Origin of the sequence: Bacillus sp. RAR_M1_44 (assembly GCF_020165935.1) — a bacterium.
Taxonomy (GTDB): domain Bacteria; phylum Bacillota; class Bacilli; order Bacillales; family Bacillaceae; genus Bacillus; species Bacillus altitudinis.
This window is the reverse complement of sequence record NZ_JAIUKX010000001.1, coordinates 314171-339549: the sequence shown is the minus strand read 5'-3', so window position 1 is coordinate 339549 and position 25379 is coordinate 314171. Positions and strand designations below refer to the sequence as shown.

At 41.6% G+C, this 25379-nt stretch carries 23 protein-coding genes; 21 read left to right on the top strand and 2 right to left on the bottom strand.

The features are described from left to right. Positions 1 to 79: 79 nt before the first annotated feature. From dxs to LCD34_RS01740, 8 genes are all read left to right on the top strand, one after another. Positions 80 to 1981, top strand: a complete 1902-nt coding sequence (dxs, locus tag LCD34_RS01775) for a 1-deoxy-D-xylulose-5-phosphate synthase (protein WP_048003502.1) — start codon at positions 80 to 82, stop codon at positions 1979 to 1981. Next, entirely contained in the window at positions 1978 to 2832 is an 855-nt protein-coding gene (locus tag LCD34_RS01770) for a TlyA family RNA methyltransferase (RefSeq protein WP_048001394.1), read from the top strand. Before dxs ends, LCD34_RS01770 begins: the two co-directional genes overlap by 4 nt. A gap of 366 nt (positions 2833 to 3198) precedes the next feature. Further along, on the top strand, positions 3199 to 3648 hold the full coding sequence (ahrC, locus tag LCD34_RS01765; protein ID WP_007501163.1) for a transcriptional regulator AhrC/ArgR: 450 nt from the start codon (positions 3199 to 3201) through the stop codon (positions 3646 to 3648). Between the two features lie 34 nt (positions 3649 to 3682). Then, positions 3683 to 5416: a DNA repair protein RecN gene (recN, locus tag LCD34_RS01760; RefSeq protein ID WP_113747197.1), complete on the top strand. Its 1734-nt coding sequence runs from the start codon at positions 3683 to 3685 to the stop codon at positions 5414 to 5416. A 198-nt stretch (positions 5417 to 5614) separates the two neighbouring features. Further along, the gene (gene spoIVB, locus LCD34_RS01755) at positions 5615 to 6892 is read left to right on the top strand and encodes a SpoIVB peptidase (RefSeq protein WP_113747198.1); all 1278 of its coding nucleotides are present in this window, start codon (positions 5615 to 5617) and stop codon (positions 6890 to 6892) included. Positions 6893 to 7175: 283 nt separating this feature from the next. Continuing rightward, the gene (gene spo0A / locus LCD34_RS01750) at positions 7176 to 7979 is read left to right on the top strand and encodes a sporulation transcription factor Spo0A (RefSeq protein ID WP_008342226.1); all 804 of its coding nucleotides are present in this window, start codon (positions 7176 to 7178) and stop codon (positions 7977 to 7979) included. A gap of 449 nt (positions 7980 to 8428) precedes the next feature. Beyond that, positions 8429 to 9529 (top strand): Rap family tetratricopeptide repeat protein, encoded by a 1101-nt coding sequence (locus LCD34_RS01745; protein ID WP_019743381.1) that lies wholly within the window; start codon positions 8429 to 8431, stop codon positions 9527 to 9529. A gap of 226 nt (positions 9530 to 9755) precedes the next feature. Beyond that, complete coding sequence (locus tag LCD34_RS01740) at positions 9756 to 10493, top strand: glycerophosphodiester phosphodiesterase (RefSeq protein ID WP_017367573.1); 738 nt, start codon at positions 9756 to 9758, stop codon at positions 10491 to 10493. Between the two features lie 33 nt (positions 10494 to 10526). Here the strand turns inward: LCD34_RS01740 and LCD34_RS01735 are convergent, their stop codons facing one another. Continuing rightward, complete coding sequence (locus LCD34_RS01735; protein ID WP_017357960.1) at positions 10527 to 10763, bottom strand: DUF2627 domain-containing protein; 237 nt, start codon at positions 10761 to 10763, stop codon at positions 10527 to 10529. Positions 10764 to 10912: 149 nt separating this feature from the next. Between LCD34_RS01735 and LCD34_RS01730 the strand changes: the two genes are divergently transcribed. The 9 genes from LCD34_RS01730 to LCD34_RS01690 all read left to right on the top strand — a co-directional run bounded on the left by LCD34_RS01730 (position 10913) and on the right by LCD34_RS01690 (position 21337). Then, entirely contained in the window at positions 10913 to 12985 is a 2073-nt protein-coding gene (locus LCD34_RS01730) for a sigma-54 interaction domain-containing protein (RefSeq protein WP_017367572.1), read from the top strand. 125 nt (positions 12986 to 13110) lie between these two features. Continuing rightward, positions 13111 to 14004, top strand: a complete 894-nt coding sequence (gene yqiS / locus LCD34_RS01725) for a phosphate butyryltransferase (protein WP_008342231.1) — start codon at positions 13111 to 13113, stop codon at positions 14002 to 14004. A 25-nt stretch (positions 14005 to 14029) separates the two neighbouring features. Beyond that, positions 14030 to 15124 (top strand): branched-chain amino acid dehydrogenase, encoded by a 1095-nt coding sequence (gene bcd, locus LCD34_RS01720; RefSeq protein WP_007501155.1) that lies wholly within the window; start codon positions 14030 to 14032, stop codon positions 15122 to 15124. Positions 15125 to 15157: 33 nt separating this feature from the next. Next, on the top strand, positions 15158 to 16279 hold the full coding sequence (gene buk / locus LCD34_RS01715; protein ID WP_017357958.1) for a butyrate kinase: 1122 nt from the start codon (positions 15158 to 15160) through the stop codon (positions 16277 to 16279). Next, a complete protein-coding gene (gene lpdA, locus LCD34_RS01710) occupies positions 16269 to 17693 on the top strand; it encodes a dihydrolipoyl dehydrogenase (RefSeq protein WP_224558445.1) in 1425 nt (474 codons plus the stop codon). Before buk ends, lpdA begins: the two co-directional genes overlap by 11 nt. A gap of 17 nt (positions 17694 to 17710) precedes the next feature. Then, a complete protein-coding gene (locus LCD34_RS01705; protein ID WP_017367570.1) occupies positions 17711 to 18703 on the top strand; it encodes a thiamine pyrophosphate-dependent dehydrogenase E1 component subunit alpha in 993 nt (330 codons plus the stop codon). 12 nt (positions 18704 to 18715) lie between these two features. Beyond that, positions 18716 to 19699 carry an alpha-ketoacid dehydrogenase subunit beta gene (locus LCD34_RS01700; RefSeq protein WP_007501148.1) on the top strand — a complete coding sequence of 328 codons (984 nt, stop codon included), beginning with the start codon at positions 18716 to 18718 and terminating at the stop codon, positions 19697 to 19699. 19 nt (positions 19700 to 19718) lie between these two features. Continuing rightward, positions 19719 to 20975: a dihydrolipoamide acetyltransferase family protein gene (locus LCD34_RS01695; RefSeq protein WP_224558444.1), complete on the top strand. Its 1257-nt coding sequence runs from the start codon at positions 19719 to 19721 to the stop codon at positions 20973 to 20975. 68 nt (positions 20976 to 21043) lie between these two features. Then, positions 21044 to 21337 carry a YesK family protein gene (locus LCD34_RS01690; RefSeq protein WP_008342236.1) on the top strand — a complete coding sequence of 98 codons (294 nt, stop codon included), beginning with the start codon at positions 21044 to 21046 and terminating at the stop codon, positions 21335 to 21337. Between the two features lie 14 nt (positions 21338 to 21351). On the opposite strand, the gene LCD34_RS01685 is transcribed toward LCD34_RS01690, so the two are convergent. Beyond that, positions 21352 to 22245 (bottom strand): YegS/Rv2252/BmrU family lipid kinase, encoded by an 894-nt coding sequence (locus LCD34_RS01685; RefSeq protein WP_048001399.1) that lies wholly within the window; start codon positions 22243 to 22245, stop codon positions 21352 to 21354. A gap of 167 nt (positions 22246 to 22412) precedes the next feature. Between LCD34_RS01685 and LCD34_RS01680 the strand changes: the two genes are divergently transcribed. From LCD34_RS01680 to LCD34_RS01665, 4 genes are all read left to right on the top strand, one after another. Next, positions 22413 to 22850, top strand: coding sequence for a BrxA/BrxB family bacilliredoxin (locus tag LCD34_RS01680; RefSeq protein ID WP_007501138.1), 438 nt, complete (start codon positions 22413 to 22415; stop codon positions 22848 to 22850). A 196-nt stretch (positions 22851 to 23046) separates the two neighbouring features. Further along, positions 23047 to 23811, top strand: coding sequence for a transporter substrate-binding domain-containing protein (locus LCD34_RS01675; RefSeq protein WP_008342238.1), 765 nt, complete (start codon positions 23047 to 23049; stop codon positions 23809 to 23811). Between the two features lie 127 nt (positions 23812 to 23938). Next, a complete protein-coding gene (locus LCD34_RS01670; protein ID WP_008342239.1) occupies positions 23939 to 24592 on the top strand; it encodes an amino acid ABC transporter permease in 654 nt (217 codons plus the stop codon). After that, positions 24585 to 25307 (top strand): amino acid ABC transporter ATP-binding protein, encoded by a 723-nt coding sequence (locus tag LCD34_RS01665; protein ID WP_224558443.1) that lies wholly within the window; start codon positions 24585 to 24587, stop codon positions 25305 to 25307. The genes LCD34_RS01670 and LCD34_RS01665 overlap by 8 nt, the downstream gene beginning before the upstream one ends. Positions 25308 to 25379 lie beyond the last annotated feature (72 nt).

The window sequence follows — 25379 nt, the reverse complement described above, 5'->3', positions numbered from 1 at the left end:
TTATTCCTGAATTGGTTTTCATAGGAATAAGGCATTATATATGTAGATAGAAATTTTGTTGAAAGCGAGTTGATCCTGATTGGATCTTTTATCAATAAAAAATCCAACGTTTCTAAAAGGAATGTCAAATGCAGAATTAGAGGAGCTTAGTGCGGACATTCGCACGTTTTTAATTGAGTCGTTAGCGAACTCTGGTGGGCACATTGGTCCAAACCTTGGTGTCGTTGAACTTACTGTTGCACTTCACAAAGTATTTGACAGCCCGAAAGACAAATTTCTTTGGGATGTTGGACATCAGTCTTACGTTCACAAGCTGTTAACTGGAAGAGGCGCCGAGTTTGATACACTTCGTCAATATAAAGGGCTCTGCGGTTTCCCTAAACGAAATGAAAGTGAACATGATGTTTGGGAGACTGGACACAGTTCAACCTCATTATCTGGTGCAATGGGAATGGCGGCAGCGCGTGACATTAAAGGAACAGATGAATACATTCTCCCGATTATCGGTGATGGTGCACTAACCGGCGGTATGGCGTTAGAAGCACTGAACCATATCGGGGATGAAAAAAAAGACATGATTGTGATCTTAAACGACAATGAAATGAGTATTGCACCAAACGTTGGTGCGATCCATACAATGCTTGGCAGACTACGTACAGCTGGTAAATACCAATGGGTAAAGGACGAGCTTGAATACTTATTCAAGCGTATCCCAGCAGTAGGCGGGAAGCTTGCTGCAACAGCAGAACGTATCAAGGACAGTCTGAAGTATTTGCTTGTCTCTGGTATGTTCTTTGAGGAAATGGGCTTTACTTACTTAGGACCAGTAGATGGACATTCCTATGAAGATTTGTTTGAGAATCTTGAGTACGCAAAGAAAACAAAAGGCCCGGTTCTCCTTCATGTCATCACGAAAAAAGGAAAAGGCTATAAGCCGGCCGAATCTGATAAGATCGGCACATGGCACGGAACAGGACCATACAAAATCGACACAGGTGACTTTGTGAAACCGACAGCAGCCGCACCGTCATGGAGTGGTCTCGTCAGTGAAACCGTCAGAAAGCTGGCACGGGAAGATGGGCGAATTGTCGCAATTACACCTGCAATGCCCGTTGGCTCAAAGCTTGAAGGGTTTGCAAAAGAATTCCCAGAGCGAATGTTTGATGTTGGAATTGCAGAGCAGCACGCTGCAACAATGGCAGCTGGACTTGCTACACAGGACATGAAGCCATTTTTAGCGATTTATTCAACGTTCCTCCAAAGAGCTTATGACCAAGTGCTGCATGATATTTGCCGTCAAAATCTCAATGTGTTCATTGGAATTGACCGTGCAGGTCTTGTCGGTGCAGATGGAGAAACGCATCAAGGTGTGTTTGACATTGCTTTCATGCGTCATATGCCGAATATGGTTCTCATGATGCCAAAGGATGAAAATGAAGGACAGCATATGGTCAACACAGCCATTCAATATGATGATGGTCCAATCGCCATGCGCTTCCCGCGTGGAAATGGACTAGGCGTCAAAATGGATGAACAGCTGAAAACCATCCCAATTGGTTCTTGGGAAGTTCTTCGTCCCGGGAAAGATGCTGTCATTTTAACATTCGGTACAACCATTAAAATGGCGCTGCAGGCAGCAGAAGAACTGCAAAAAGAAGGAAAATCAATTCGTGTTGTCAATGCACGTTTCATTAAGCCTCTTGATGAAGGCATGTTAAATGAGATACTGTCTGAAGGTTTGCCAATTTTAACAATAGAAGAAGCGGTGCTTCAGGGTGGATTTGGCAGCAGCGTATTAGAATATATTCACGATAAAAAAGCGTCTCATATAAAAGTAGAACGTATGGGCATTCCAGATGAATTTATTGAGCATGGAAGTGTCGATGCGCTACTTGAGGAAATTGGACTGACGAAAACACAGGTTGCTGAAACGTTACGTGACCTGCTTCCCGCAGCACCAAGAAAAGGAATTGGATCATGACATCAAAGAAAGAACGACTTGACGTTTTATTAGTCGAACAAGGACTAATGGAAACGAGAGAGAAAGCAAAACGCGCCATTATGGCAGGGATCGTTTACTCAAATGAAAACCGTTTGGATAAGCCAGGAGAAAAAATCGCTCGTGATACCCCGCTGACTGTGAAGGGGAATCCGCTGAAATATGTCAGCCGAGGTGGGCTAAAGCTCGAAAAGGCACTTCAAGAATTTGATTTAACCGTTGAAGGAAAGCTTTTAATTGATATCGGCTCATCAACAGGGGGATTTACAGATTGCGCACTCCAAAATGGAGCAGTCAAATCCTATGCTGTGGATGTTGGCTACAATCAGCTTGCGTGGAAATTACGACAGGATGATCGGGTGATCGTCATGGAACGCACCAACTTCCGCCATTCTGTTCCGGCAGATTTCACCGAAGGATTACCAGAGGTTGCATCTATTGATGTATCATTTATCTCGCTCAAACTCATTCTTCCCGCATTAAAGCATATTCTTATCCCAGGCGGCGACTGTATTGCGCTAGTAAAGCCGCAGTTTGAAGCGGGCAGAGAGCTTGTTGGAAAAAAAGGCATTGTGCGAGAACCTTCTGTACATCTTGGTGTGCTAGAAGAAATGAATCAATTTGCTGCAAAAGAAGGCTATGATGTAAAGGATGTTTCTTTTTCACCCATTACAGGCGGAGATGGAAATATCGAATTTCTCCTCCACTTGGTCCTGCATTCTGATCAAGAAGAGAATACGGCACTTCCAGTATCTGAACTTGAAAAAGTCGTCAAAGAAGCCCATGCCGTATTGAAAGAAAAGAAAAACAGTCCTGAGCCGGCTGACACATGAATTATTGAAACAAAAGGAATAATAGCTCGCTATTATTCCTTTTAGATTGTTGACAAAGGGCTAAAATGAACTTGATTTTAGCCCTTTGTCTTCTTTTCAGCGTGATAGAAAACCTTTGCAGTCTAGGAAGGACGAGCACTGGCGCGGAGCGAATTTGGCATTCGTGAGCACCAGAGCGCAGGACTGACAAAGAATGCGAGGGTTTGTCTACATGCTGAACGGAATAATCGCTCGCTATTATTCCTTTTTACATGGTCAAAAGATCAGAATTAACCGTTTCTCACGTAATGCTTGTTTTTTGAAGTGTGCATCATATAACATAGAACGTAAAGACAAACTGAGATTCTAACGCCTAGGGGGGTCAAAATGAACAAAGGTCAAAGACATATTAAGATTAGAGAAATTATCGCAAGCCAAGAAATCGAAACACAAGACGAATTAGTCGATATTTTGAAAGCGGATGGATATAACATCACACAGGCGACCGTATCAAGAGATATCAAAGAACTGCATTTAGTCAAAGTGCCAACAAATAATGGAACATATAAATACAGCCTTCCTGCAGATCAGCGGTTTAACCCGCTATCAAAATTAAAGCGTTCCTTAATGGACGCATTTATTAAAATGGATGCTGCCAGTCATTTAATCGTTCTAAAAACAATGCCTGGGAACGCTCAAGCCATCGGTGCTTTAATGGATAATTTAGATTGGGAAGAAATTATGGGAACCATTTGTGGGGATGATACCATCTTAATCATTTGCCGCACGCCAGACGATACGGATACCGTTTCGTCCAAAATTTTAGAGCTTCTATAAAGAGATCAGGTTTACAAAAAGAGGTGTCAAATGAGTGTTAGCAGAACTAACCATTAAAAACTTTGCAATCATTGAGGAGTTAACGGTTTCGTTTGAAAAAGGACTCACAGTTCTAACAGGGGAAACAGGTGCCGGAAAATCAATCATGATTGACGCTGTCTCACTTCTCGTAGGGGGAAGAGGATCATCCGAATTTGTCCGTTATGGCGAAAAAAAAGCAGAGCTTGAAGGTCTTTTTCTTGTACCAGCAGATCATCCTGTATTTGCCCTTTGTGAGGAGCAAGGAATTGATGCATCTGATGAAATGATGATTCTTCGCCGTGATATCAATCAAAGCGGGAAAAGCATTTGCCGCATTAATGGTAAGCTTGTCACCATCTCGCTTTTAAGAGAAGTTGGCCGGCTTTTGCTTGATATACATGGACAGCACGATAATCAGCTGCTCATGGAGGATGAAAATCATTTGCATTTGCTTGATCAATTTGGAGCAGAAGAAATTGCACCTGCTCTCTCGCAGTATCAAGAAGCGTATGATCAATATATGAAGACAGCGCAAAAGCTCAAACAGCTGTCTGAAAATGAACAGGAAATGGTTCACCGGTTAGACTTATTGCAATTTCAGCTGGAAGAGATTGAAGCGGCACAATTAGAGCCTGGAGAAGATGAGAAGCTTCAAGAGGAACGTCATCAAATTAGCAATTTTGAAAAAATCTTTTCCTCGCTTCAAAACGCATATAATGCTCTGCGTAATGAGCAGGGAGGACTTGATTGGGTTGGAATGGCTTCAAGCGAGCTTGAGCAAGTTTCTGAGATCAACGACGATCTGAAAAAGCTCTCTGAGCAAGTGTCAAACTCCTATTATTTATTAGAAGATTCTACTTTTCAAATGCGCAGCATGCTTGATCAATTAGAATTTGACCCAGCCCGTCTTGATTTTATTGAGTCTAGGTTAAATGAGATGAAGCAGCTGAAGCGAAAGTACGGCACAACCGTTGAGGAAATTTTAGAATATGCGGCTAAGATTGAAGAGGAGATAGACCAAATCCAAAATCGAGACAGCCATTTGCAGACACTTAAAAACAAACTTGACGCGATAAGCCGGGATGCATTGCTTGAAGCGCTCAACGTGTCAGAGCTCCGTAAAAAATGGGCGAAAAAACTGGCGAAGCAAATTCAAGCTGAATTGAAGGATTTATATATGGAGAAGTCTTCTTTTGATACCGCTTTTACGATTCGATATGCACCATTTGGCAGTACGGACTGCCCGCTTTTAGATGGAAAACCCGTACAGCTCGGGAAAAATGGCATAGATCAAGCGCAATTTGTCATTTCTACAAATCCGGGTGAACCGATGAAATCTTTGTCAAAAGTAGCATCTGGAGGAGAAATTTCGCGTGTCATGCTGGCAGTGAAAAGTATTTTCTCAGCGAAACAAGAAGTGACGTCCATTATATTTGATGAAGTGGATACGGGCGTTAGCGGCAGAGTAGCACAAGCCATTGCTGAAAAAATTTATAAAGTAGCAGCAGGTTCACAAGTACTCTGTATTACCCATCTGCCGCAAGTCGCAGCAATGGCTGATACACATCTTTTTATTTCTAAACGCGCTAAAGCTGGTAGAACAATGACGAACGTCAAACCACTAAGTGATGATGAAAAAGTGAGTGAAATCGGCCGAATGATTGCTGGTGTAGAAGTCACTGAGCTCACAAAACAGCATGCAAAAGAATTACTGCACCAAGCAAATGATGTCAAAACGACAGGGTAGCTGAAACAACAGCTGCCTTTTTTATATTGTCTCATATTCGCCGTATATACGCATGAATTCGTCTTTTTCTTTTATCAATTTATCCAATCATTTTCTAAAGGTGTCGGTTATAAATCCTCGCTAAGAAGGCAAAAGTAAAGATGTAGCCAAAACATTAATGTTCTGGTGTGGGTAAGGAGCGAGGAGAGTGAAAAATGAATGCCCGAAAAGATGAGAAAAGCCATTGGTGTGATTCTCCTTGTTTCTTTAATAAGTACAGGGTTTATGAGCATAGTGAAGGAATATATCAGCATTCCAACAACTGTCGCAGTATTTGAACACGAGAAGCATTCGATTGATACATCCATTGAAGCGTCAGCCAATGCTTCTTCACCAGCCTTTAGTCTTTCAGAGAAAAAGAATCAACTTGAAGTAACGGGACAAAAGGCGGGAAAAGCCGAAATTGTTTATGATTTTAAAGGATTTCCTATTAAGAAAACAAAAGTCGATGTTCTTCCCGAATTAAAAGTCATTCCTGGAGGACAATCCATTGGCGTCAAACTCCACTCTGTCGGAGTTCTCGTTGTCGGTTTTCATCAAATCACAACAGCAGACGGCAAAAAATCACCAGGTGAAGCCGCAGGCATTCAATCAGGGGATATGATCATTGAGATCAATGGTCACAAAATGGAGAAGATGAATGACCTCACCCCATTTATTCAGAAAGCCGGAAAAACGGGGGAAACCCTTCATTTACTCATAAAAAGAGACCATAAAACCTTTCAAACGACATTAACACCCGCGAAAGATGCAAGTGAAGGTACTTATCGAATCGGTCTTTATATTCGTGATTCCGCAGCAGGAATCGGGACGATGACCTTCTTTGAACCATCTTCTAAAAAATATGGCGCCCTTGGGCATGTGATTTCTGACATGGATACAAAAAAACCAATCGTGGTCGACAATGGTGAAATTGTCAGATCAACCGTCACATCCATTGAAAAAGGGACAGGAGGCAACCCTGGAGAAAAATTGGCCAGGTTTTCTTCCGAAAGAAAAACGATAGGTGATATTTCACGTAACAGTCCATTCGGTATATTTGGTAAGTTAACCGAAAAACTTGAAAATCATGTAGCAGACAAACCACTTCCAGTCGCGTTATCAAGTGAAGTAAAAGAAGGTCCAGCCGAAATATTAACGGTTGTGGACCATGATAAAGTAGAGAAATTTGATATTAAAATCGTCAGCACAACACCGCAAAAATTCCCGGCAACAAAAGGAATGGTGCTTAAAGTAACGGATGAGCGCTTATTAAGCAAAACGGGCGGGATCGTTCAAGGAATGAGCGGAAGTCCGATCATCCAAAATGGCAAAGTCATTGGAGCGGTCACTCACGTGTTCGTCAATGACCCGACAAGCGGATACGGCGTACACATTGAATGGATGCTGTCAGAAGCAGGAATTGATCTTTATCAAAAAAACAAAAAAGCAAGCTGACGAAAAACTGCCGCGAATCTTCCGGCAGTTTTTTTCTACCCTTTCTTTCTCTTCCATCATGTTATAAAATAAGGAAAAAGAGATTTTTCGACAAAATGGAAAACAGTGTATTGTCAAATTGCAATAATCGTCGATTCATTAAGAAAAACGTAGAAAAAGCTAGATAATGCTCTATTATTCGGAAAATTAAACTTTTTTAAAGGGGATAGCATGGTTTTGTCGAATTGAACACTCAGAAGAGAAATGCAAAAGACTAAGGAATCGACATTGGGGAGGAAAGAACGTGGAGAAAATTAAAGTGTGTGTAGCTGATGACAATCGAGAACTTGTTGGCCTTTTGACAGAGTATATTGAGGGACAGGAAGATATGGAAGTACTTGGCGTGGCGTATAATGGTCAGGAATGTCTGACATTATTTAAAGATAAAGAGCCCGACGTTCTCCTCTTAGATATTATCATGCCTCATTTAGACGGTCTTGCTGTACTGGAACGCCTCCGTGAAAACAATGAAATGACCAAACAGCCAAGTGTCATTATGCTGACGGCTTTCGGACAAGAAGACGTAACGAAAAAAGCGGTCGATTTGGGCGCATCCTATTTCATTTTGAAACCATTCGATATGGAAAACCTCGTAGGTCATATTCGTCAAGTCAGTGGAAACGGCACACAAGTCAGCCATCGATCTTCATCTATCCAAAACAGTGTCCTTCGCAGCAAACCTGAACCGAAACGTAAGAACTTAGATGCGAGCATTACGACAATTATTCATGAGATTGGCGTGCCAGCTCATATTAAAGGTTATTTATACTTAAGAGAAGCCATTTCGATGGTGTACAATGATATTGAACTACTCGGCAGTATTACAAAAGTATTGTACCCAGACATTGCAAAGAAATTTAACACGACAGCCAGCAGGGTAGAACGAGCGATTCGTCATGCCATTGAAGTGGCTTGGAGCAGAGGGAATATTGACTCCATTTCCTCACTCTTTGGTTACACAGTCAGCATGTCAAAAGCCAAACCAACCAATTCAGAATTTATTGCGATGGTGGCTGATCGTCTGCGTTTAGAGCATAGAGCAAGCTAAGTCAACGTCCATAAAAAAACGTTTCTTCAATGAGGCGTTTTTTTATTTTTGTAAAATATTGCTAAAAAATGGATATGTTGATAAAATCATCTTTAATGTTTAAATTGGACAAACGGGTCGCTTTATTTTCAGAATAAAATGAAAAATAAAGCATGAAAGAAATGAATAGGACATAAAATAGTGGTAATCAGCTACGCTAATCAACTGGCTTATAGAAGAAGAAAACGCTCATTCGTAAGAAAAAGGATGAGAGGAAAAGGTCTTATGTAATTGGTAAATAAAGCAAATGAGATCGAAAGTTCTATTTCTATTGACCCGATTGGTTGGCGTTTTAAAGTCACTGGCTTCTTAGAGATTGTGCCATTTGAACTGAATATTCCCATTGTCGAATTTAATAATTTTCACATTCTTTTACTATGCTATAATAATGAAAAGAAGAGGGTGAGGTTATGGGAAAGCTGAAAATCCACTCTGCTGAGGTTGCGAACGAAATTAGCAAGTGGACGAGGGTCATTTCTCAGAATGACCTAGAAAAATCTGCTGTCTATAAAGAGAAAATTCAGAATTTGCTAAAAAATACAGATGAGGATCGAGAAGTTCTTCTTTATTATCAGCTAGTCGACGGCAGACATGAAATGTTACTTGGAAATATTGAAAAAGCCAATCAGATTATGAAAAGTGTCGGAACGCTGGATGAAAAAGCAGATGACATTATTAATTTTTATTTTTACTTTTATAAAGGCCAATATGCTGCCTATGTCAAAAAATATGATGAGGCGATTAGTTTTTATAAGATTGCTGAGCAGCGGCTAAAACGTGTGAATGAAGATCTTGAAGTCGGAACTTTTCATCATAAAGTCGCTTCCATTTATTACGAACTGAAGCAAAATTTCATTTCCATTAATCATATTAAAAAAGCCATTGATACATTTAAAGCGCATGAAGAATATACCGCACAGGCGATTGACAGCTTGATCTTACATGCGAGCAACTGTATTGATTTACTACAGTTTGATGAAGCTGAGGAAAAGTACCAAGAGGCACTTGAGAAAAGTAAGCGCATTAACAATGAAGTGCTGATTGGGAAGTGCTATCACAATTTAGCGGTTCTTTATTACGCAAAACCTGATTATGAAAAAAGTGCGCAATACGCCAAAAAAGGGATGAGCATTCAAATTCATCGCGACAATAGCCATTATTTCATCCAATCTTTATATGTTCTCGCAAATGCCTTAGTTCATTTAGGAGATCATGAGGCGAAAGAATATATTAAAGAGGGGATTCAATATAGCTGTGATATCCAAAATAATGAATATATAGTAAAATTTGAAATTTTGGATTTGATGTGCGAAAATAGTGGAGCAGCAGACGTATTCTCTGAAAAATTAGACTACATAGAAAAAAATAGATTATATGTGGAGCTTGAGGATTTGTCTGAACAAATATCGAAATACTTCAAGGAACGAAATGATTATCAAAATGCCATTCGTTTTCTTGAAAAGAAATTCGATGCACAAATACTTCAAAAGAAAGTGGAGGTTATCTTATGAAAAAGTTGTTGTTAGGTGTAACAATCGTTACAGCAGTCGCAGTTGTTTCTTCCCTTTTTGCTCTTGACGCAGAGACGACAGAGCAAGCCATCAGAGCGATTACGTGATCGAATTTACCTGTCAACCTCTTCTCTCTTATTAGAAGAGGTTTTTTTATGTGCTCAAACTGGCAAAACGAAAACAGACACGTCATAATATAGGTAATCATCATATTTAGAGGTGGCATATGACGAAAATTTTTGCACATAGAGGCTTTAAAGGAAACTATCCAGAGAACACCATGATTGCCTTTGAGCACGCACTCCATTCTGGAGCGGATGGGATTGAGCTTGATGTTCAGCTCACCAAAGACGGCAGACTAGCTGTCATTCACGATGAAAAGCTGAACCGAACGACCAATATGAAAGGGTTAGTGAAAGACTATACATATGAAGAGTTAAAAAGAGGAGATGCCAGTCATTCTTTCTATGAAGAAACGGGTGCGGTCTCCATTCCTCTATTAGAAGAAGTATTAGAGCTAGTGACGCAGAGACCATCCTTTATGATCAACATTGAATTAAAAAACTCTATTTATCGATATCCAGGGATTGAAGAAAAAGTAAAAGAGCAAATTGAGCACTTTCAAATAGAGGATCGAGTGCTTGTCTCATCATTTCATCACGGCAGCTTAGCTCTTTTTCACAAGCTGATGCCGCACATTGAACTGGCGGTCCTCACGATGGATGTGATTCATCAACCGGACATGTATTTAAAAACAATCCCGGCAAAGGGCTACCATCCGAATATAAAGGGCGCTGGGGTGACAAAAGAAGTAGTATCCGCTCTCCATGCGGACCAACAAGTGATCAGACCGTTTACTGTAAACAGTGAGAAGCAAATAAAAAATATGTTGACCTTGGGTGTTGATGGAATCTTTACTGATTTTCCTGATCGAGCCGTCAAAATAAGAGAAGAAATGAAATAAAGACCTGCTATCAACAGCGGGTCTTTTTCATGATTACCTTTGCTTAAAACGAGTTGTTACTTTATTTCGTTTACGGTCTCTATATAAAATAAATCCTGCAACAACATAAAGACCTCCCCCTAAAAATAACAACCCTGCAATTCCTTGCAGCCATAAATATGGAAATGGTGCAATGATGATGCCGAAAACAGTGTCACGCAGCAGCTTAATGCCAAGTGCTGCAAAGGCTCCAGGTATTAAAATAATCACTAATGCCAGTATTCTCCCCATCAAATGTCCCCTTAAACGTCATTTACTTCCATTGTCTAATTCAAAAAATATTTTGTCAAGAAAGGAAAACGTGGTAATATAGGTGTTGTGCAATTTTTTGCAACGGAAAAATATGGTGTGCAAAATTTTTCATATAAAGGGGTAACGGGATGCAGAGAGTCTTGATTGTCGGTGCAGGACAAGGTGGATCAGCACTGCTTGAAACATTGCTGAAAACAAATACGGTTCAAATCATTGCGATCGCCGACCTTGATCTCGAGGCACCGGGGATGGATGAAGCGAAAAAGAATGGAATTGAGACGACGACGGATTGGAAAGAATACATAAAAGATGACATTGATATCATCATTGAAACCACAGGCAGTTCTGCTGTACTGAAGGAACTAATTGAACAAAAACCAGAGCATGCTGTGATTGTGCCAAGCTCGATGGCATATGTCATGTCAGAATTAATGGCAGAGAAACAACAGCTTATTCAAATATTGAAGGAACAAACCTATAAACATGACCGCATTTTTAATGCAACGAATGATGGCATGATTTTTATTAATATGGATGAAGAAGTGGTCCTGTTTAATCGATCGGCTGCCAAAATGGTGGGGTGTTCGCAAAAGGATGCGATTGGCCGTCACATTCGAGAAGTGATTCCGAACACGAAACTTCCCGATATATTAAGGTCAAGGGAGCCGGAATTTAACCAAAAGCAATTTTTGAATCAGCAAATTCAAATTGTGACCACCCGTCTGCCGATTATTGATGACGCGGGGAGAATGTTAGGTGCTTTATCCATCTTTAAAGACATTACAGATGCGGTGGAGCTTGCGGAAGAAGTGACAAACCTCAAAGAAGTAAGAACGATGCTTGAGGCGATTATTCAATCATCAGATGAAGCCATATCGGTTGTCGATGAGCAGGGGAAAGGTATTTTGATCAACCGTGCTTATACGAAAATGACCGGTTTAACGGATAAAGAGGTCGTGGGTAAACCAGCAGGAGCTGATATTTCCGAAGGGGAAAGCATGCACTTAAAGGTGCTTGAAACAAGAAGACCTGTTCGTGGCGTCAGAATGAAGGTTGGTCCAAATAAAAAAGATGTCATCGTCAATGTAGCACCTGTTATTGTGGACGGCATTCTAAAAGGCAGTGTCGGGGTCATTCACGATGTATCCGAAATTCAATCATTGACGAATGAATTAAATAAAGCAAGGCAGCTCATCCGAACACTTGAAGCAAAGTACACATTTGAAGACATTATTGGAGAAAGTGAACAAATGCTTGTCGCACTTGAGCAGGCAAAGCTGGGTGCAAAAACGCCGGCAACCATTTTACTCCGCGGAGAATCAGGTACTGGGAAAGAGCTGTTTGCACATGCCATTCACAATGAAAGTGATCGCAAGTACAACCGCTTTGTCCGTGTCAACTGTGCTGCCTTATCAGAAACTCTTTTAGAGTCAGAACTGTTTGGCTACGAGGAAGGAGCGTTTTCTGGTGCAAGGCGAGGCGGGAAAAAAGGGCTGTTTGAAGAAGCCAATCAAGGCAGCATCTTTTTAGATGAAATCGGTGAAATGACGCCAAGTACACAAGCGAAATTGCTACGTGTCATGCAAGAAAAAGAAATTGTACGGGTAGGCGGAACGAAAGCGATACCGGTCGATGTGCGTGTGATCACAGCGACAAATGTCAATATTGAAAAGGCGATGGCAGAAGGTAAGTTCAGAGAGGATTTATATTATCGAATGAACAGATACCCGATATCGATTCCACCACTCAGACAGCGTCTCGAAGATATTGAATCATTAAGTAAACGCCTCATCCAAAAGATCAATTTAGACTATGGGCGAAACGTCAGCGGCTTAACTGATCGTGCGCTTCATAGACTTCGATCATATAGCTGGCCAGGCAACGTGAGAGAGCTTGAAAACGTGCTTGGACGAGCGATGATCTTTTTGAATCCGCAAGAAGAATGGATCGATGAAGCGCATATCGCCTTCATGGAGTCAGACGAGCATGAGGAAAAAGAGCAGCAGGAACTGGCTGTTAGTCAATTTGAGGGGGAGACGCTCTCAGATGCTGTAGAAGCATTTGAAGCGCAGCTGATCAAACAAACCCTTGAAAAACATCAATTCAATCGCACAAAAACAGCGAAAACGTTAGGGATCAGCATTCGAAATCTTTACTATAAAATGGATAAGTATCAGCTTGCAAAAGATAGCATGCAGTAACATGCACGTAACCTGCAAGAAATTGCATAATTTCTTTGCGGAAAGGCTTATTTTTCACACATTTCAAGCTGGCACGGAACTTGCATATAAAAAGAGGAACCGAGCACAAGGAAAGGTGGGCAAGTATGAAGCTTGACGATCTGATTATCAAAGCCTCGCAGCTGCAGAATAAAACAGCGGCTGTGGCTCATGCAGAAGACGAAGAAGTGCTTCATGCCATCAAAATGGCAATCGAACGAAAAGTCGCTCGCTTCCTGCTGGTTGGAAACAAACGCAACCTAAAGGAGCTAGTCAAACAGCACGAGATTAATGAAGACTGGATAGATATTATTCATTCAGATTCACCCGAAGAATCTGCCAAAATTGCCGTTCAGGCAGTAAGTGAAAATCATGCAGATATTCTCATGAAGGGGCATGTCCCGACAGCCGTACTGTTAAAAGCTGTCCTAAATAAAGAATATGGGCTTCGGACAGCGAGTGTCCTTTCACATGTTGCAGCCTTCGAAGTACCGGGCTTTGACCGTTTTATCTATGTGACGGACTCTGCGATGAACATTGCGCCTGATTTAAATATGCTGAAAGAAATTACGGTGAATTCCGTTCAAGTCGCACAAGCTGTCGGAAATGATATGCCCAAAGTGGCGGTATTATCAGCGGTAGAAGTCGTAAACCCAGCGATGGATTCGACGCTCACAGCTGCAAGTCTTGCGCAAATGAATCGAAGAGGTCAAATTTCTGGCTGCCTGATTGATGGGCCGCTTGCTTTAGATAATGCCATTTCTCAAACGGCAGCTTCTCATAAAAATATTACGAGTGATGTGGCTGGTCATGCAGATATTTTGCTTGTGCCGACCATTGAAGCAGGCAACATTCTTTATAAATCTCTCATCTACTTTGCTCATGCAAAAGTGGGAGCTGTGGTGGCAGGAGCGAAAGCACCGATTGCTTTAACAAGCCGGTCTGATTCAGCTGAAAGCAAGCTCTATTCAATTGCACTTGCCATCTGTACATCAAATTAAGTGAAAGTATTAGGAGGAATAGAAAATGGAACTTTTTAAATATATGGAACGATACGATTATGAACAGCTTGTATTTTGTCAGGATGAACAGTCTGGTTTAAAAGCCATCATTGCCATTCATGATACAACACTTGGGCCAGCACTCGGCGGAACAAGAATGTGGACATATGAAAATGAAGAAGCAGCGATCGAAGATGCCTTGCGTCTTGCAAGAGGTATGACTTATAAAAATGCGGCGGCAGGGCTTAACCTTGGCGGCGGTAAAACGGTCATCATTGGTGATCCGAGAAAAGACAAGAATGAAGAAATGTTCCGTGCTTTTGGCCGTTACATTCAAGGATTAAATGGCCGTTATATCACTGCTGAAGATGTCGGTACAACGGTAGAAGATATGGATCTTATCCATGAAGAAACAGACTTTGTCACAGGCATCTCTCCTGCATTTGGTTCTTCAGGAAACCCATCTCCAGTGACTGCTTACGGTGTATATAAAGGCATGAAAGCAGCTGCAAAAGCAGCATTCGGTACAGATTCATTAGAAGGAAAAACAATTGCCGTTCAAGGTGTTGGAAACGTGGCTTACAACCTATGTAAACACCTGCATGAAGAAGGCGCACAGCTTATCGTTACTGATATCAACAAAGACTCAGTTCAGCGAGCTGTAGAAGACTTCGGTGCAAAAGCGGTAGACCCTGATGATATTTATGATCAAGAATGTGATATTTACGCACCATGTGCACTCGGTGCAACCATTAACGATGTGACGATTCCTAAATTAAAGGCAAAAGTCATTGCAGGTGCAGCGAATAACCAGCTGAGAGAAACTCATCATGGAGATCTTATTCATGAAATGGGCATTGTGTACGCACCGGATTATGTGATCAATGCAGGTGGTGTGATTAACGTTGCAGATGAGCTTTATGGCTATAATGCCGATCGTGCAATGAAAAAAGTAGAAGGCATTTACCAAAACATTGAGCGAGTGATTGAAATCTCTAACCGTGATGCCATTCCAACTTATAAAGCGGCAGATCGATTGGCTGAAGAGCGAATTGAAAGAATGCGCAAATCAAGAAGCCAATTCCTGCAAAATGGTCAACATATTTTAAGTCGTCGCTAAATGGATGAATGAGTTGAAACGGAGGTTTTGTTTTTGCTGACAAAAGAATGGCGTATTCTCACGATTAATCCTGGCTCTACCTCAACAAAAATCGGTGTGTTTCATAATGAACGATCTATTTTTGAAACGACATTAAGACATACAGATGAGGAAATCAAGCAGTTTCCTCATATCATTGATCAATTTTCATTCCGTAAAGAAACCATTTTAAAAACACTGCATGAACAGGGGATGAACATCTCAAAGTTTGATGCAGTTTGCGCACGCGGTGGTCTGCTTCGCCCGATTGAAGGTGGCACATATGAAGTAAATGAGCAAATGGTTGAAGATCTAAAAGAAGGGTATGCTGGCCAGCACGCCTCTAATCTAGGCGGAATCATTGCCCGAGAAATTGCACTTGGTCTTAACATCCCAGCTTTTATTGTTGATCCCGTAGTCGTAGATGAACTACAGCCAATTGCTCGTATTTCAGGACTGCCAACAATTGAGCGGAAAAGCATTTTTCATGCGTTAAATCAAAAAGCAGTCGCAAGAAAAACGGCTGCTTCGTTTGGAAAACGTTATGAAGATTTGAACATGATCATTACCCATATGGGCGGCGGAATTACGATTGGTGTACATCAAAAAGGAAAAGTCATTGATGTGAATAACGGTCTTCATGGTGAGGGTCCTTTCAGCCCAGAGCGGGCAGGTACTCTCCCAACAGGTGACCTTGTCAATTTATGCTTTTCTGGTGAATATTCGCAAGAGGAAATGCTCAAACGCATTATTGGCGAAGGCGGTCTTGCGGGCTATCTTGGCACGACAGATGCAGTAAAAGTAGAGCGAATGATTGAAGCAGGCGATGAGCGTGCGGCGCTTATTTATGAAGCGATGTGCTATCAAATTGCCAAAGAAATTGGTGCGGCTAGTGCGGTTTTAAAAGGAGCTGTTGACGTCATAGTGTTAACAGGTGGCCTTGCATACAGCAAACAAATTACATCAAGCATTAGAGGATACATTGACTGGATTTCAGATGTTGTTGTGTACCCAGGCGAAAATGAATTGCAATCCTTAGCAGAAGGAGCGCTTCGCATTTTAAAAGAAGAAGAATCACCAAAAGAATACCCAAATGATCAAAAGGCGGAGAAAGGAGTGACAAGTCATGGCAACTGAATATGACCTCGTCATTCTTGGTGGAGGCACAGGCGGCTATGTAGCGGCCATTCGTGCCTCTCAACTTGGATTGAAAACAGCAGTCGTAGAAAAATCAAAGCTCGGTGGAACATGTCTTCATAAAGGCTGTATCCCATCTAAAGCGCTGCTTAGAAGTGCAGAAGTCTATCAAACGGTCAAACGTGCCGCTGATTTTGGCGTTGAAGCAAGCGGAATTGCCTTACAATTTGCCAACGTACAAAAAAGAAAAACAGAGATTGTCGACAAATTAGCAGGCGGCGTCAAACACTTAATGAAACAAGGAAAAATTGATGTATACGAAGGAATAGGCCGTATCTTAGGCCCTTCGATTTTTTCGCCAATGCCGGGCACCATCTCGGTAGAAATGGCGAATGGCGATGAAAATGAAATGCTGATTCCTAAGCAGGTCATCATTGCGACTGGATCAAGACCGCGCGTCCTGCCCGGACTTGAAGCGGATGGAACACACATCCTTACATCAGACGAAGCACTTGAACTGCAAGAACTCCCTCAGTCCATGCTGATTGTCGGCGGAGGCGTGATTGGGATCGAATGGGCTTCCATGCTTAACGATTTTGGCGTAAAAGTCACAGTGATCGAATTTGCAGATCGCATTTTGCCAACAGAGGATCAAGATATTTCTAAAGAAATGGAAAAGCTTTTAACGAAAAAGGGCATCGCCTTAGTGACAAATGCGAAGGTTCTGCCAGATACTGCCGAAAAGCATGAGAATCTGGTCAAGATCCAAGTGGAACAAGGTGGAGACACTCAGTCGTTTGAAGCAGAGAAACTGCTTCTTTCAGTTGGCCGAGTGCCAAACGTGGAAGGCATAGGTCTTGAAAACACGGACATCCAGACAGAAAATCATGGCATTGTCGTGAATGAGCATTACCAAACGAAAGAGTCGCATATTTACGCAATAGGTGATGTCATTGGCGGTCTTCAGCTGGCGCATGTCGCATCACATGAAGGCATGATTGCAGTAGAACATATGGCTGGTCAAGATCCAAAGCCGCTTGATGAAACGCTCGTGTCTAAATGTGTGTACTCTCACCCAGAAACCGCTAGTGTTGGACTGACTGAACAGGCGGCAAAAGAGCAAGGCTACGAAGTCAAGATTGGGAAGTTTCCCTTTATGGCCATCGGAAAAGCGCTTGTATTTGGAGAGTCTGATGGATTTGTCAAAATCATTGCTGACCAAAAGACAGATGATATCTTAGGGATTCATATGATTGGTCCTCATGTAACAGATATGATATCTGAAGCTGGATTAGCCAAAGTATTAGATGCAACTCCGTGGGAAGTGGGGCAGACGATCCACCCGCATCCAACCTTGTCAGAAGCAATTGGCGAGGCAGCACTGGCTGTTGACGGAAAGGCGATCCATTTTTAATCAAGGAGGGAAACATGATGAGTAACATGCGTCATCAGGAATTAGGATTATCAGATGAACAAGCGATTGACATATATAGAACCATGCTTTTAGCAAGAAAAATTGATGAACGGATGTGGCTGTTAAACCGTTCTGGAAAAATTCCATTCGTCATCTCTTGTCAAGGACAGGAAGCACAGCAAGTCGGTGCCGCTTTTGCCCTCAATAGGGAAGAGGATTACGTTTTACCTTATTACCGTGATATGGGGGTTGTCCTTGCATTCGGGATGACGGCGAAAGATTTAATGATGTCTGGTTTTGCGAAAAAAGACGATCCAAACTCAGGCGGGAGACAGATGCCAGGTCATTTTGGGCAAAGATCAAACCGAATTGTGACTGGATCATCACCTGTGACAACACAGGTTCCTCATGCGGTTGGCATCGCACTTGCCGGGCGGCTAGAGCAAAAGAATTTTGTTAGCTTTGTGACGTTCGGTGAAGGCTCTTCAAACCAAGGAGACTTTCACGAGGGCGCCAACTTTGCTGCGGTGCATAAGCTGCCTGTTATTTTCATGTGTGAAAACAATAAGTATGCGATTTCTGTCCCGTATGACAAACAAGTGGCATGTGAGCGTATTTCAGATCGTGCAATAGGGTACGGAATGCCGGGTGTGACGGTTGATGGAAATGATCCGCTTGAAGTGTATGCAGCGGTCAAAGAAGCGAGAGACCGTGCGGCAAGAGGCGAAGGCCCAACATTGATCGAAACCATTTCTTACCGGTTAACTGCGCATTCAAGTGATGACGATGATTCTAGCTATCGAGAAAAAGAAGAAGTGCTCGAAGCAAGAAAGAAAGATCCGCTCATTCAATATGAAACGTACTTAATCGAAGGAAATGTCATGACTTCTGAAATGAAAGAAGAGATGACAAAAGAAATCATGCAAATCGTAAACGAAGCCACTGATGAAGCGGAAAACGCAGCTTATGCCGATGCAGAAAGCGCACTTCGTTACGTGTATGCGGAGTAAGGGGGAAGAAAAATGCCTGTTATGTCATATATAGACGCTATTACACTAGCGATGAAAGAAGAAATGGAGCGAGATCCGAAAGTGTTTGTGCTCGGAGAGGATGTCGGGAAAAAAGGCGGCGTATTTAAAGCAACAGCGGGTCTTTACGAGCAATTTGGAGAAGCGCGCGTCATGGATACACCTCTTGCCGAATCAGCGATTGCAGGTGTAGGTATTGGGGCTGCTATGTATGGAATGCGTCCGATCGCGGAGATGCAATTTGCGGATTTTATTATGCCAGCCATCAACCAAATCATTTCAGAGGCTGCAAAAATTAGATATCGTTCCAATAATGATTGGAGCTGCCCAATGGTCATTCGTGCTCCTTACGGGGGCGGCGTACACGGGGCGCTTTATCATTCACAATCGGTCGAAGCCATTTTTGCCAATCAGCCAGGCTTAAAGATTGTGATGCCTTCTACACCTTATGATGTCAAAGGGTTGTTAAAAGCCGCAGTGCGTGATCCAGATCCTGTATTGTTCTTTGAACACAAACGTGCATACCGTCTCATTAAAGGAGAAGTGCCTGAAGAGGATTATACGCTCCCTATTGGAAAAGCGGATGTGAAACGAGAAGGCGATGACATTACGGTCATTACATATGGCCTTTGTGTTCATTTTGCCCTCCAAGCAGCAGAGCGCCTTGCGAAGGACGGAATTTCTGCTCATATTCTCGATTTACGTACAGTGTACCCGCTTGATCAAGAAGCGATTATTGAAGCGGCATCAAAAACAGGGAAAGTACTCTTGTTAACAGAAGATACAAAAGAAGGAAGCATCATGAGTGAAGTAGCTGCCATCATTTCAGAGCACTGCTTGTTTGATTTAGATGCGCCAATTAAACGTCTAGCAGGACCTGATATCCCTGCAATGCCTTATGCACCGACAATGGAGAAATTCTTCATGGTTAATCCGGATAAGGTAGAAGCTGAAATGAGAGAACTAGCGGCGTTTTAAGAAAGAGGAGGGTTTCAAAGTGGCAACTGAACAAATGAAAATGCCTCAGCTTGGTGAAAGTGTAACAGAAGGAACCATTAGCAAATGGCTCGTTTCACCTGGCGATCATGTGAATAAATATGATCCGATTGCGGAAGTCATGACAGATAAAGTAAATGCAGAGGTTCCGTCATCCTTTACAGGAAAAATCACTAAACTAGCGGCTGCAGAGGGTGATACACTTCAAGTAGGAGAAGTGTTTTGTGAAATTGAAGTAGAAGGCAGTGCGCAGCAGAGTGCGAAAATAGAAGAGGCGCCTGCGCAAGATGAAGCACCAGAACCTGACCAAACAAGTGTGGATCAGAGTCAAAAGAAACGATACTCTCCGGCAGTCCTGCGTTTAGCAGATGAGCACGGAATTGATTTAGCGGCTGTTCAAGGAACGGGAGCTGGCGGCAGAATCACAAGAAAAGATTTGCTGAAGCTTATCGAAAGTGGAGGCGCACAAGAAACGGCAGCACCTGTGAGTGATAGTACGGGTCAAACGGAGCCTGCGAAGCCGTCACAAGCAAAAGCGGCTCCTTCCATCTCTTCAATGCCTGGAGATGTTGAACTGCCGGTCACACCGATTAGACAGGCGATTGCCGCAAATATGCTAAGAAGCAAGCATGAAATTCCACATGCCTGGACGATGATGGAAGTGGATGTGACAAACCTTGTGACAAGAAGAAATCAGCTAAAAGATCAATTCAAAGCAAAAGAAGGCTTTAATTTGACGTTCTTTGCATTCTTTGTCAAAGCAGTGGCTCAGGCCTTAAAGGAATTTCCTGAAATGAACAGCATGTGGGCTGGAGATAAAATTGTTCAAAAGAAAGCGATCAACGTCTCCATTGCTGTTGCAACAGATGACGCTCTTTTTGTCCCAGTGATTAAAGATGCGGATGAGAAAACGATTAAGGGAATCGCCAAAGAAATTCATGAACTTGCTTTCAAGGTCAGACAAGGCAAACTGCAGCAAAGTGACATGGAAGGCGGCACTTTCACTGTGAACAACACAGGATCATTTGGTTCAGTTCAATCAATGGGGATCATTAACTATCCGCAAGCAGCCATTTTACAAGTAGAATCTATTGTAAAGCGCCCGATGATTGTAAATGGTATGATTGCCGCTAGAGATATGGTGAATCTTTGTCTTTCATTAGATCATAGAGTACTCGATGGTCTTGTATGCGGTAGATTCCTGCAAAGAATTAAACAAATTCTTGAAGGCATTGACGAAGAGACGTCCGTCTATTAAGCTCATTTATATGTCCCCTTCTCACAATGAGAGGGGGATTTCCATATCAATCAGAAAGGAGCCATGAGATGTCTGGACTAGATTTTTTTGCTTTTCTTACGATCGGTCTGATGTTTATCACAGCCATTGCGTTCGCTTTTCTTCGGTATATTTCCAAATCACGCAATCATCCTGAACGCTTACTGCTCATCATATCGATCGTTTCAATCATTCAAATCGCCTATTGCTTGTTGATGATAGGTGGATTTAAAGGAGTCGCCAATAGTTTATTAGGCATTTCCCTTCTGATAGGTACACTGCTAGGGTATGCACTTGAATATTTATACAGACGTTATATCAAAAAAACGCCCGCATCGAAATGATGCAGGCGTTTTCTTTATTCTGCTGGAACGATAAAGGTCAAATGCTGTTTTAATACTTCAAGGGAAGAAGGAGCGGTCATGTATACTTCTCCATCTGTATCTGCATCCATTTCCTCTTTAGTATGAATATGAATGCTGGATGCTTGTATAAGAGACAGGTCACCTTTAAAATCCTCTAGCTCTTCACGGTTCATTGAAAAAATCTCTTTTAAAGCAGAGAAACTCGTATTTCTGCAAATTAAAATTTCGACTTTTCCATCATCAATTGAAGCATTTGGCAGATCTATTTTATTTGTACCGATAAAGTGCCCATTCATGACAAGGACAATCACAGCTTCTTCTTCCCAGTTTTCCTCTTCCGTTTCAATGCGTACATAGAAAGGTTCTGTCTGCTGAAGGGTTCGAAGAGCGCTCGTGAAGTAGCTGATTTTTCCGAGGACAGCTTTTTCTTTATCATTAATATTGTTTGAGGTATCTGCGATGAGACCAATCCCCCAAAAATTTAAAAGGTATCGATCCTCTGCTTTGATTAAATCGACCTTTTTTTCAGTGCCATCTATCACCATTTGAGCGGCCTTTGGCATCTGCTGAGGGATGCCCAGCGTTCTAGAAAAGTCATTGCACGTCCCGCCAGGTAAGATCGCTACAGCTGGCCTTTTTTCTAAACCGCCAATTCCATTCATACATTCATGGACGGTTCCGTCTCCACCTAGTATAATCAGCAATTCAACCGACTCATCCATCTCACGGCAGAAATGATAGGCATCATTCGGCTGTTTTGTAGGCTTAAGGATGAGTTCATCAATATGTAAAGAAAGAAGAGGCACTGTTTGACCTAGTGTTTTTTCCATGTTTTTTTGTCCAGCATTTCCGTTATAAATGAGTATCGCTTTTTTGAATTGTGCCATCACGCAGTTCTCCCTTTCATCACTTTATTATCACTTTTCCCCAATTCCACAGGTCATAAACGACGTTTGAAAAAAGTGAAGGGGGAGAAACAAGACATTTGCCCGCCGGCGTTTTCCTTGATATGATGTAGTTAAAATGGTTTGGTACGTAGAAGGAGTGGACGGTTATGAATATTGATTTTAATTTATTTATGAATGATATTGTGAAACAAGCACGAGAAGAAATTAAACAGGCAGGCTATACGGAACTGACAACAGCTGAAGAAGTTGATGAAGCGCTGACGAAAAAAGGAACGACACTTGTCATGGTGAATTCAGTGTGCGGCTGTGCAGGCGGTATTGCTAGACCAGCGGCTGGTTATTCTGTTCATTACGATAAGCGTCCAGATCAATTGCTCACAGTGTTTGCTGGACAGGACAAAGAAGCAACCGCAAGAGCACGTGAATACTTTGAAGGCTTCCCGCCATCTTCACCATCATTTGCTCTATTAAAAGACGGGAAAATCATTAAAATGGTCGAACGTCACGAAATCGAAGGACATGAACCGATGGAAGTGGTGTCAAAACTTCAAGCCGCTTTCGATGAGTATTGCGAAGAAGTGTAACATGTTACTTTTGAATGAATCATTTAAAGGCAGTCCGGTCTTTTGATCGGTCTGTTTTTTTGTTTTACATGACATAAGAATCAAAATAATTTTAGCAAAATACTATTGCATATCAAAAAGAAAGTGTTTAAAATACATTATAGTGAATAAATATTCAAATCTACTCATGATTTTAAATACTAGGAGGCATTATCATATGAAAAAGTGGTTATTATTACTTATGACAGCTGGTCTTGCAGCTGCATTAGCAGCATGCGGAACTTCTTCTAATAATTCAAACGCATCAGGAGACGACAAAACACTCATTATGGCGACTTCAGCAGATTATCCGCCATTTGAATCAAAAGACGGTGATAAAATTATCGGTTTTGATGTCGACCTTGCTACAGCTCTAGCGAAAAAGAACGGCTACAAGCTAGAAATTCAAGATATGGACTTTGCAAGCCTCGTGTCAGCTCTTAAAACAAATAAAGCTGATATTGTGCTTGCAGGCATGACACCTACTGAAAAGCGTAAAAAACAAGTTGATTTCTCAGATGTTTACTACAATGCTGAAAACTTGGTTGTATCAAAAAAATCTAGCGGTATAAAAACAGAGAAAGATTTAAAAGACAAAACGGTTGGCGTTCAATTAGGTTCTATCCAGCAAGATGAAGCAAATGGATTGCAAAAGAAATATAACTTAACAGTTGAAGATCGTAATAAAATTTCTGATATCATTCAAGAAATTAAAGCAGGCCGTTTTGATGCAGCTATTATTGAAGATAAAGTAGCGGCTGGCTACTTGAAAAAGGAAAAAGATTTCCAAGCATTTGGATTGAATAGCTCAAACGAAGGTTCAGCCATTGCATTTAAAAAAAATAGCGACTTAACAGCGAAATTCAATAAATCATTAAAAGAAATGAAGGATAATGGCGAACTTGATAAACTCATTAAAAAATGGTTTGCTGATGAAAAGTAAGTCAGGAAAAGGATCAGCGTCATTCATGAAAATCAAGTAGAAAGCGCTGAAAAGTTCAACATGTGTTGAACTTTTTTCCTGTTTTATTCTTTGATTTTATCTGAAGGAAAAAAAGGAGAATATCATGATGGATTTTAAAGATGTAATACCTCAGATGCCCTTTATTTTAGAAGGTCTTAAAGTAACGCTTTCTATTGTTGTGGTATCATTGTTCCTTGGTTTTATTTTAGGAATCTTATTAACGCTCTGTAAAATTAGTGTATTTAAGCCGCTTATCTGGCTAGCAGATTTTTATACGTCAATCTTCCGAGGCACACCGCTTGTGCTTCAGCTTTTGATTATTTATTTTGGTCTTCCCCAGCTGCTCGGCTTTCAAATTGATCAATACTGGGCAGCTGTAGCCGCATTTTCACTAAACTCGGCGGCGTACGTTTCTGAGATCATTCGTGCAGGAATCAATGCCATTGATAAAGGGCAAAAAGAAGCGGCCGTTGCTTTAGGTATTCCGTATGCTAAAATGATGAAGGACTTATTGCTTCCGCAAGCATTCAAAAATATTTCACCAGCACTTGTGAACGAAACGATTACACTGACAAAAGAATCAGCGATTGTCACAGTCATTGGACTGGGCGATGTCATGAGACGAGCTTATCAAGCAGGTGCCGTCACCTATAACTATCTTGAACCGCTTATTTTTGCGGGTCTCATCTATTATGTCATCGTGCTTATTCTTACCTTCGTCGGCAAATCGGTGGAAAGGAAGTTAAAATCAAATGATTAAAATAGAGAAACTCACAAAATCTTTCGGTAAAAATGAAGTGTTGAAAGGGATTGATACCACGATTAAAGAAGGCGAAGTGGTAGCTGTCATCGGGCCATCTGGTTCAGGAAAATCAACATTTCTTCGCTGTATTAACTTACTTGAAAAACCGACTTCTGGAGTGATTTCGATTCAGGGGACGGAAATTACCAATCCAAAAACAAATGCATTAAAAGTGCGCGAAAATATTGGTATGGTGTTTCAACATTTTCACTTATTCCCGCACAAAACAGTGCTAGAAAATATTACGTATGCGCCAATGAATGTAAAGAACCAATCGAAGGAAGACAGCATCAAGCAGGCAGAGGAGCTTTTAAAAAAGGTCGGACTTCTAGAAAAAAAAGATGATTATCCGAATCGGCTGTCAGGTGGTCAAAAGCAGCGTGTCGCCATTGCACGTGCCCTTGCGATGACACCAGATATCATGCTTTTTGACGAGCCGACGTCTGCTCTTGATCCAGAAATGGTAAAGGAAGTATTAGAGGTCATGAAAGAGCTCGCTCAATCTGGGATGACGCTGATGATCGTCACACATGAAATGGGCTTTGCAAAAGAAGTGGCAGACCGTGTGATCTTTATGGATGATGGGAAAATTGTAGAGGATGCAAATCCTGTAGAATTCTTTGAATCTCCGTCTTCACAGCGTGCTCAAGATTTCTTACAAAAAATATTATAATGAAAAAAACGAGGAGGAGACTTAACATCTCCTTCTTTTTTTGATTATAATGGGGAAAGTAAAAAAAGTTCA

Bases quoted from the DNA above. Each gene is read 5' to 3' on its own strand.
- LCD34_RS01770 (WP_048001394.1), top strand. From the start codon at position 1,978: ATGACATCAAAGAAAGAACGACTTGACGTTTTATTAGTCGAACAAGGA.
- ahrC (WP_007501163.1), top strand. From the start codon at position 3,199: ATGAACAAAGGTCAAAGACATATTAAGATTAGAGAAATTATCGCAAGC.
- spoIVB (WP_113747198.1), top strand. From the start codon at position 5,615: ATGCCCGAAAAGATGAGAAAAGCCATTGGTGTGATTCTCCTTGTTTCT.
- LCD34_RS01745 (WP_019743381.1), top strand. From the start codon at position 8,429: ATGGGAAAGCTGAAAATCCACTCTGCTGAGGTTGCGAACGAAATTAGC.
- LCD34_RS01740 (WP_017367573.1), top strand. From the start codon at position 9,756: ATGACGAAAATTTTTGCACATAGAGGCTTTAAAGGAAACTATCCAGAG.
- LCD34_RS01735 (WP_017357960.1), bottom strand. From the start codon at position 10,763: ATGGGGAGAATACTGGCATTAGTGATTATTTTAATACCTGGAGCCTTT.
- LCD34_RS01730 (WP_017367572.1), top strand. From the start codon at position 10,913: ATGCAGAGAGTCTTGATTGTCGGTGCAGGACAAGGTGGATCAGCACTG.
- yqiS (WP_008342231.1), top strand. From the start codon at position 13,111: ATGAAGCTTGACGATCTGATTATCAAAGCCTCGCAGCTGCAGAATAAA.
- bcd (WP_007501155.1), top strand. From the start codon at position 14,030: ATGGAACTTTTTAAATATATGGAACGATACGATTATGAACAGCTTGTA.
- lpdA (WP_224558445.1), top strand. From the start codon at position 16,269: ATGGCAACTGAATATGACCTCGTCATTCTTGGTGGAGGCACAGGCGGC.
- LCD34_RS01705 (WP_017367570.1), top strand. From the start codon at position 17,711: ATGAGTAACATGCGTCATCAGGAATTAGGATTATCAGATGAACAAGCG.
- LCD34_RS01700 (WP_007501148.1), top strand. From the start codon at position 18,716: ATGCCTGTTATGTCATATATAGACGCTATTACACTAGCGATGAAAGAA.
- LCD34_RS01690 (WP_008342236.1), top strand. From the start codon at position 21,044: ATGTCTGGACTAGATTTTTTTGCTTTTCTTACGATCGGTCTGATGTTT.
- LCD34_RS01685 (WP_048001399.1), bottom strand. From the start codon at position 22,245: ATGGCACAATTCAAAAAAGCGATACTCATTTATAACGGAAATGCTGGA.
- LCD34_RS01680 (WP_007501138.1), top strand. From the start codon at position 22,413: ATGAATATTGATTTTAATTTATTTATGAATGATATTGTGAAACAAGCA.
- LCD34_RS01675 (WP_008342238.1), top strand. From the start codon at position 23,047: ATGAAAAAGTGGTTATTATTACTTATGACAGCTGGTCTTGCAGCTGCA.
- LCD34_RS01670 (WP_008342239.1), top strand. From the start codon at position 23,939: ATGGATTTTAAAGATGTAATACCTCAGATGCCCTTTATTTTAGAAGGT.
- LCD34_RS01665 (WP_224558443.1), top strand. From the start codon at position 24,585: ATGATTAAAATAGAGAAACTCACAAAATCTTTCGGTAAAAATGAAGTG.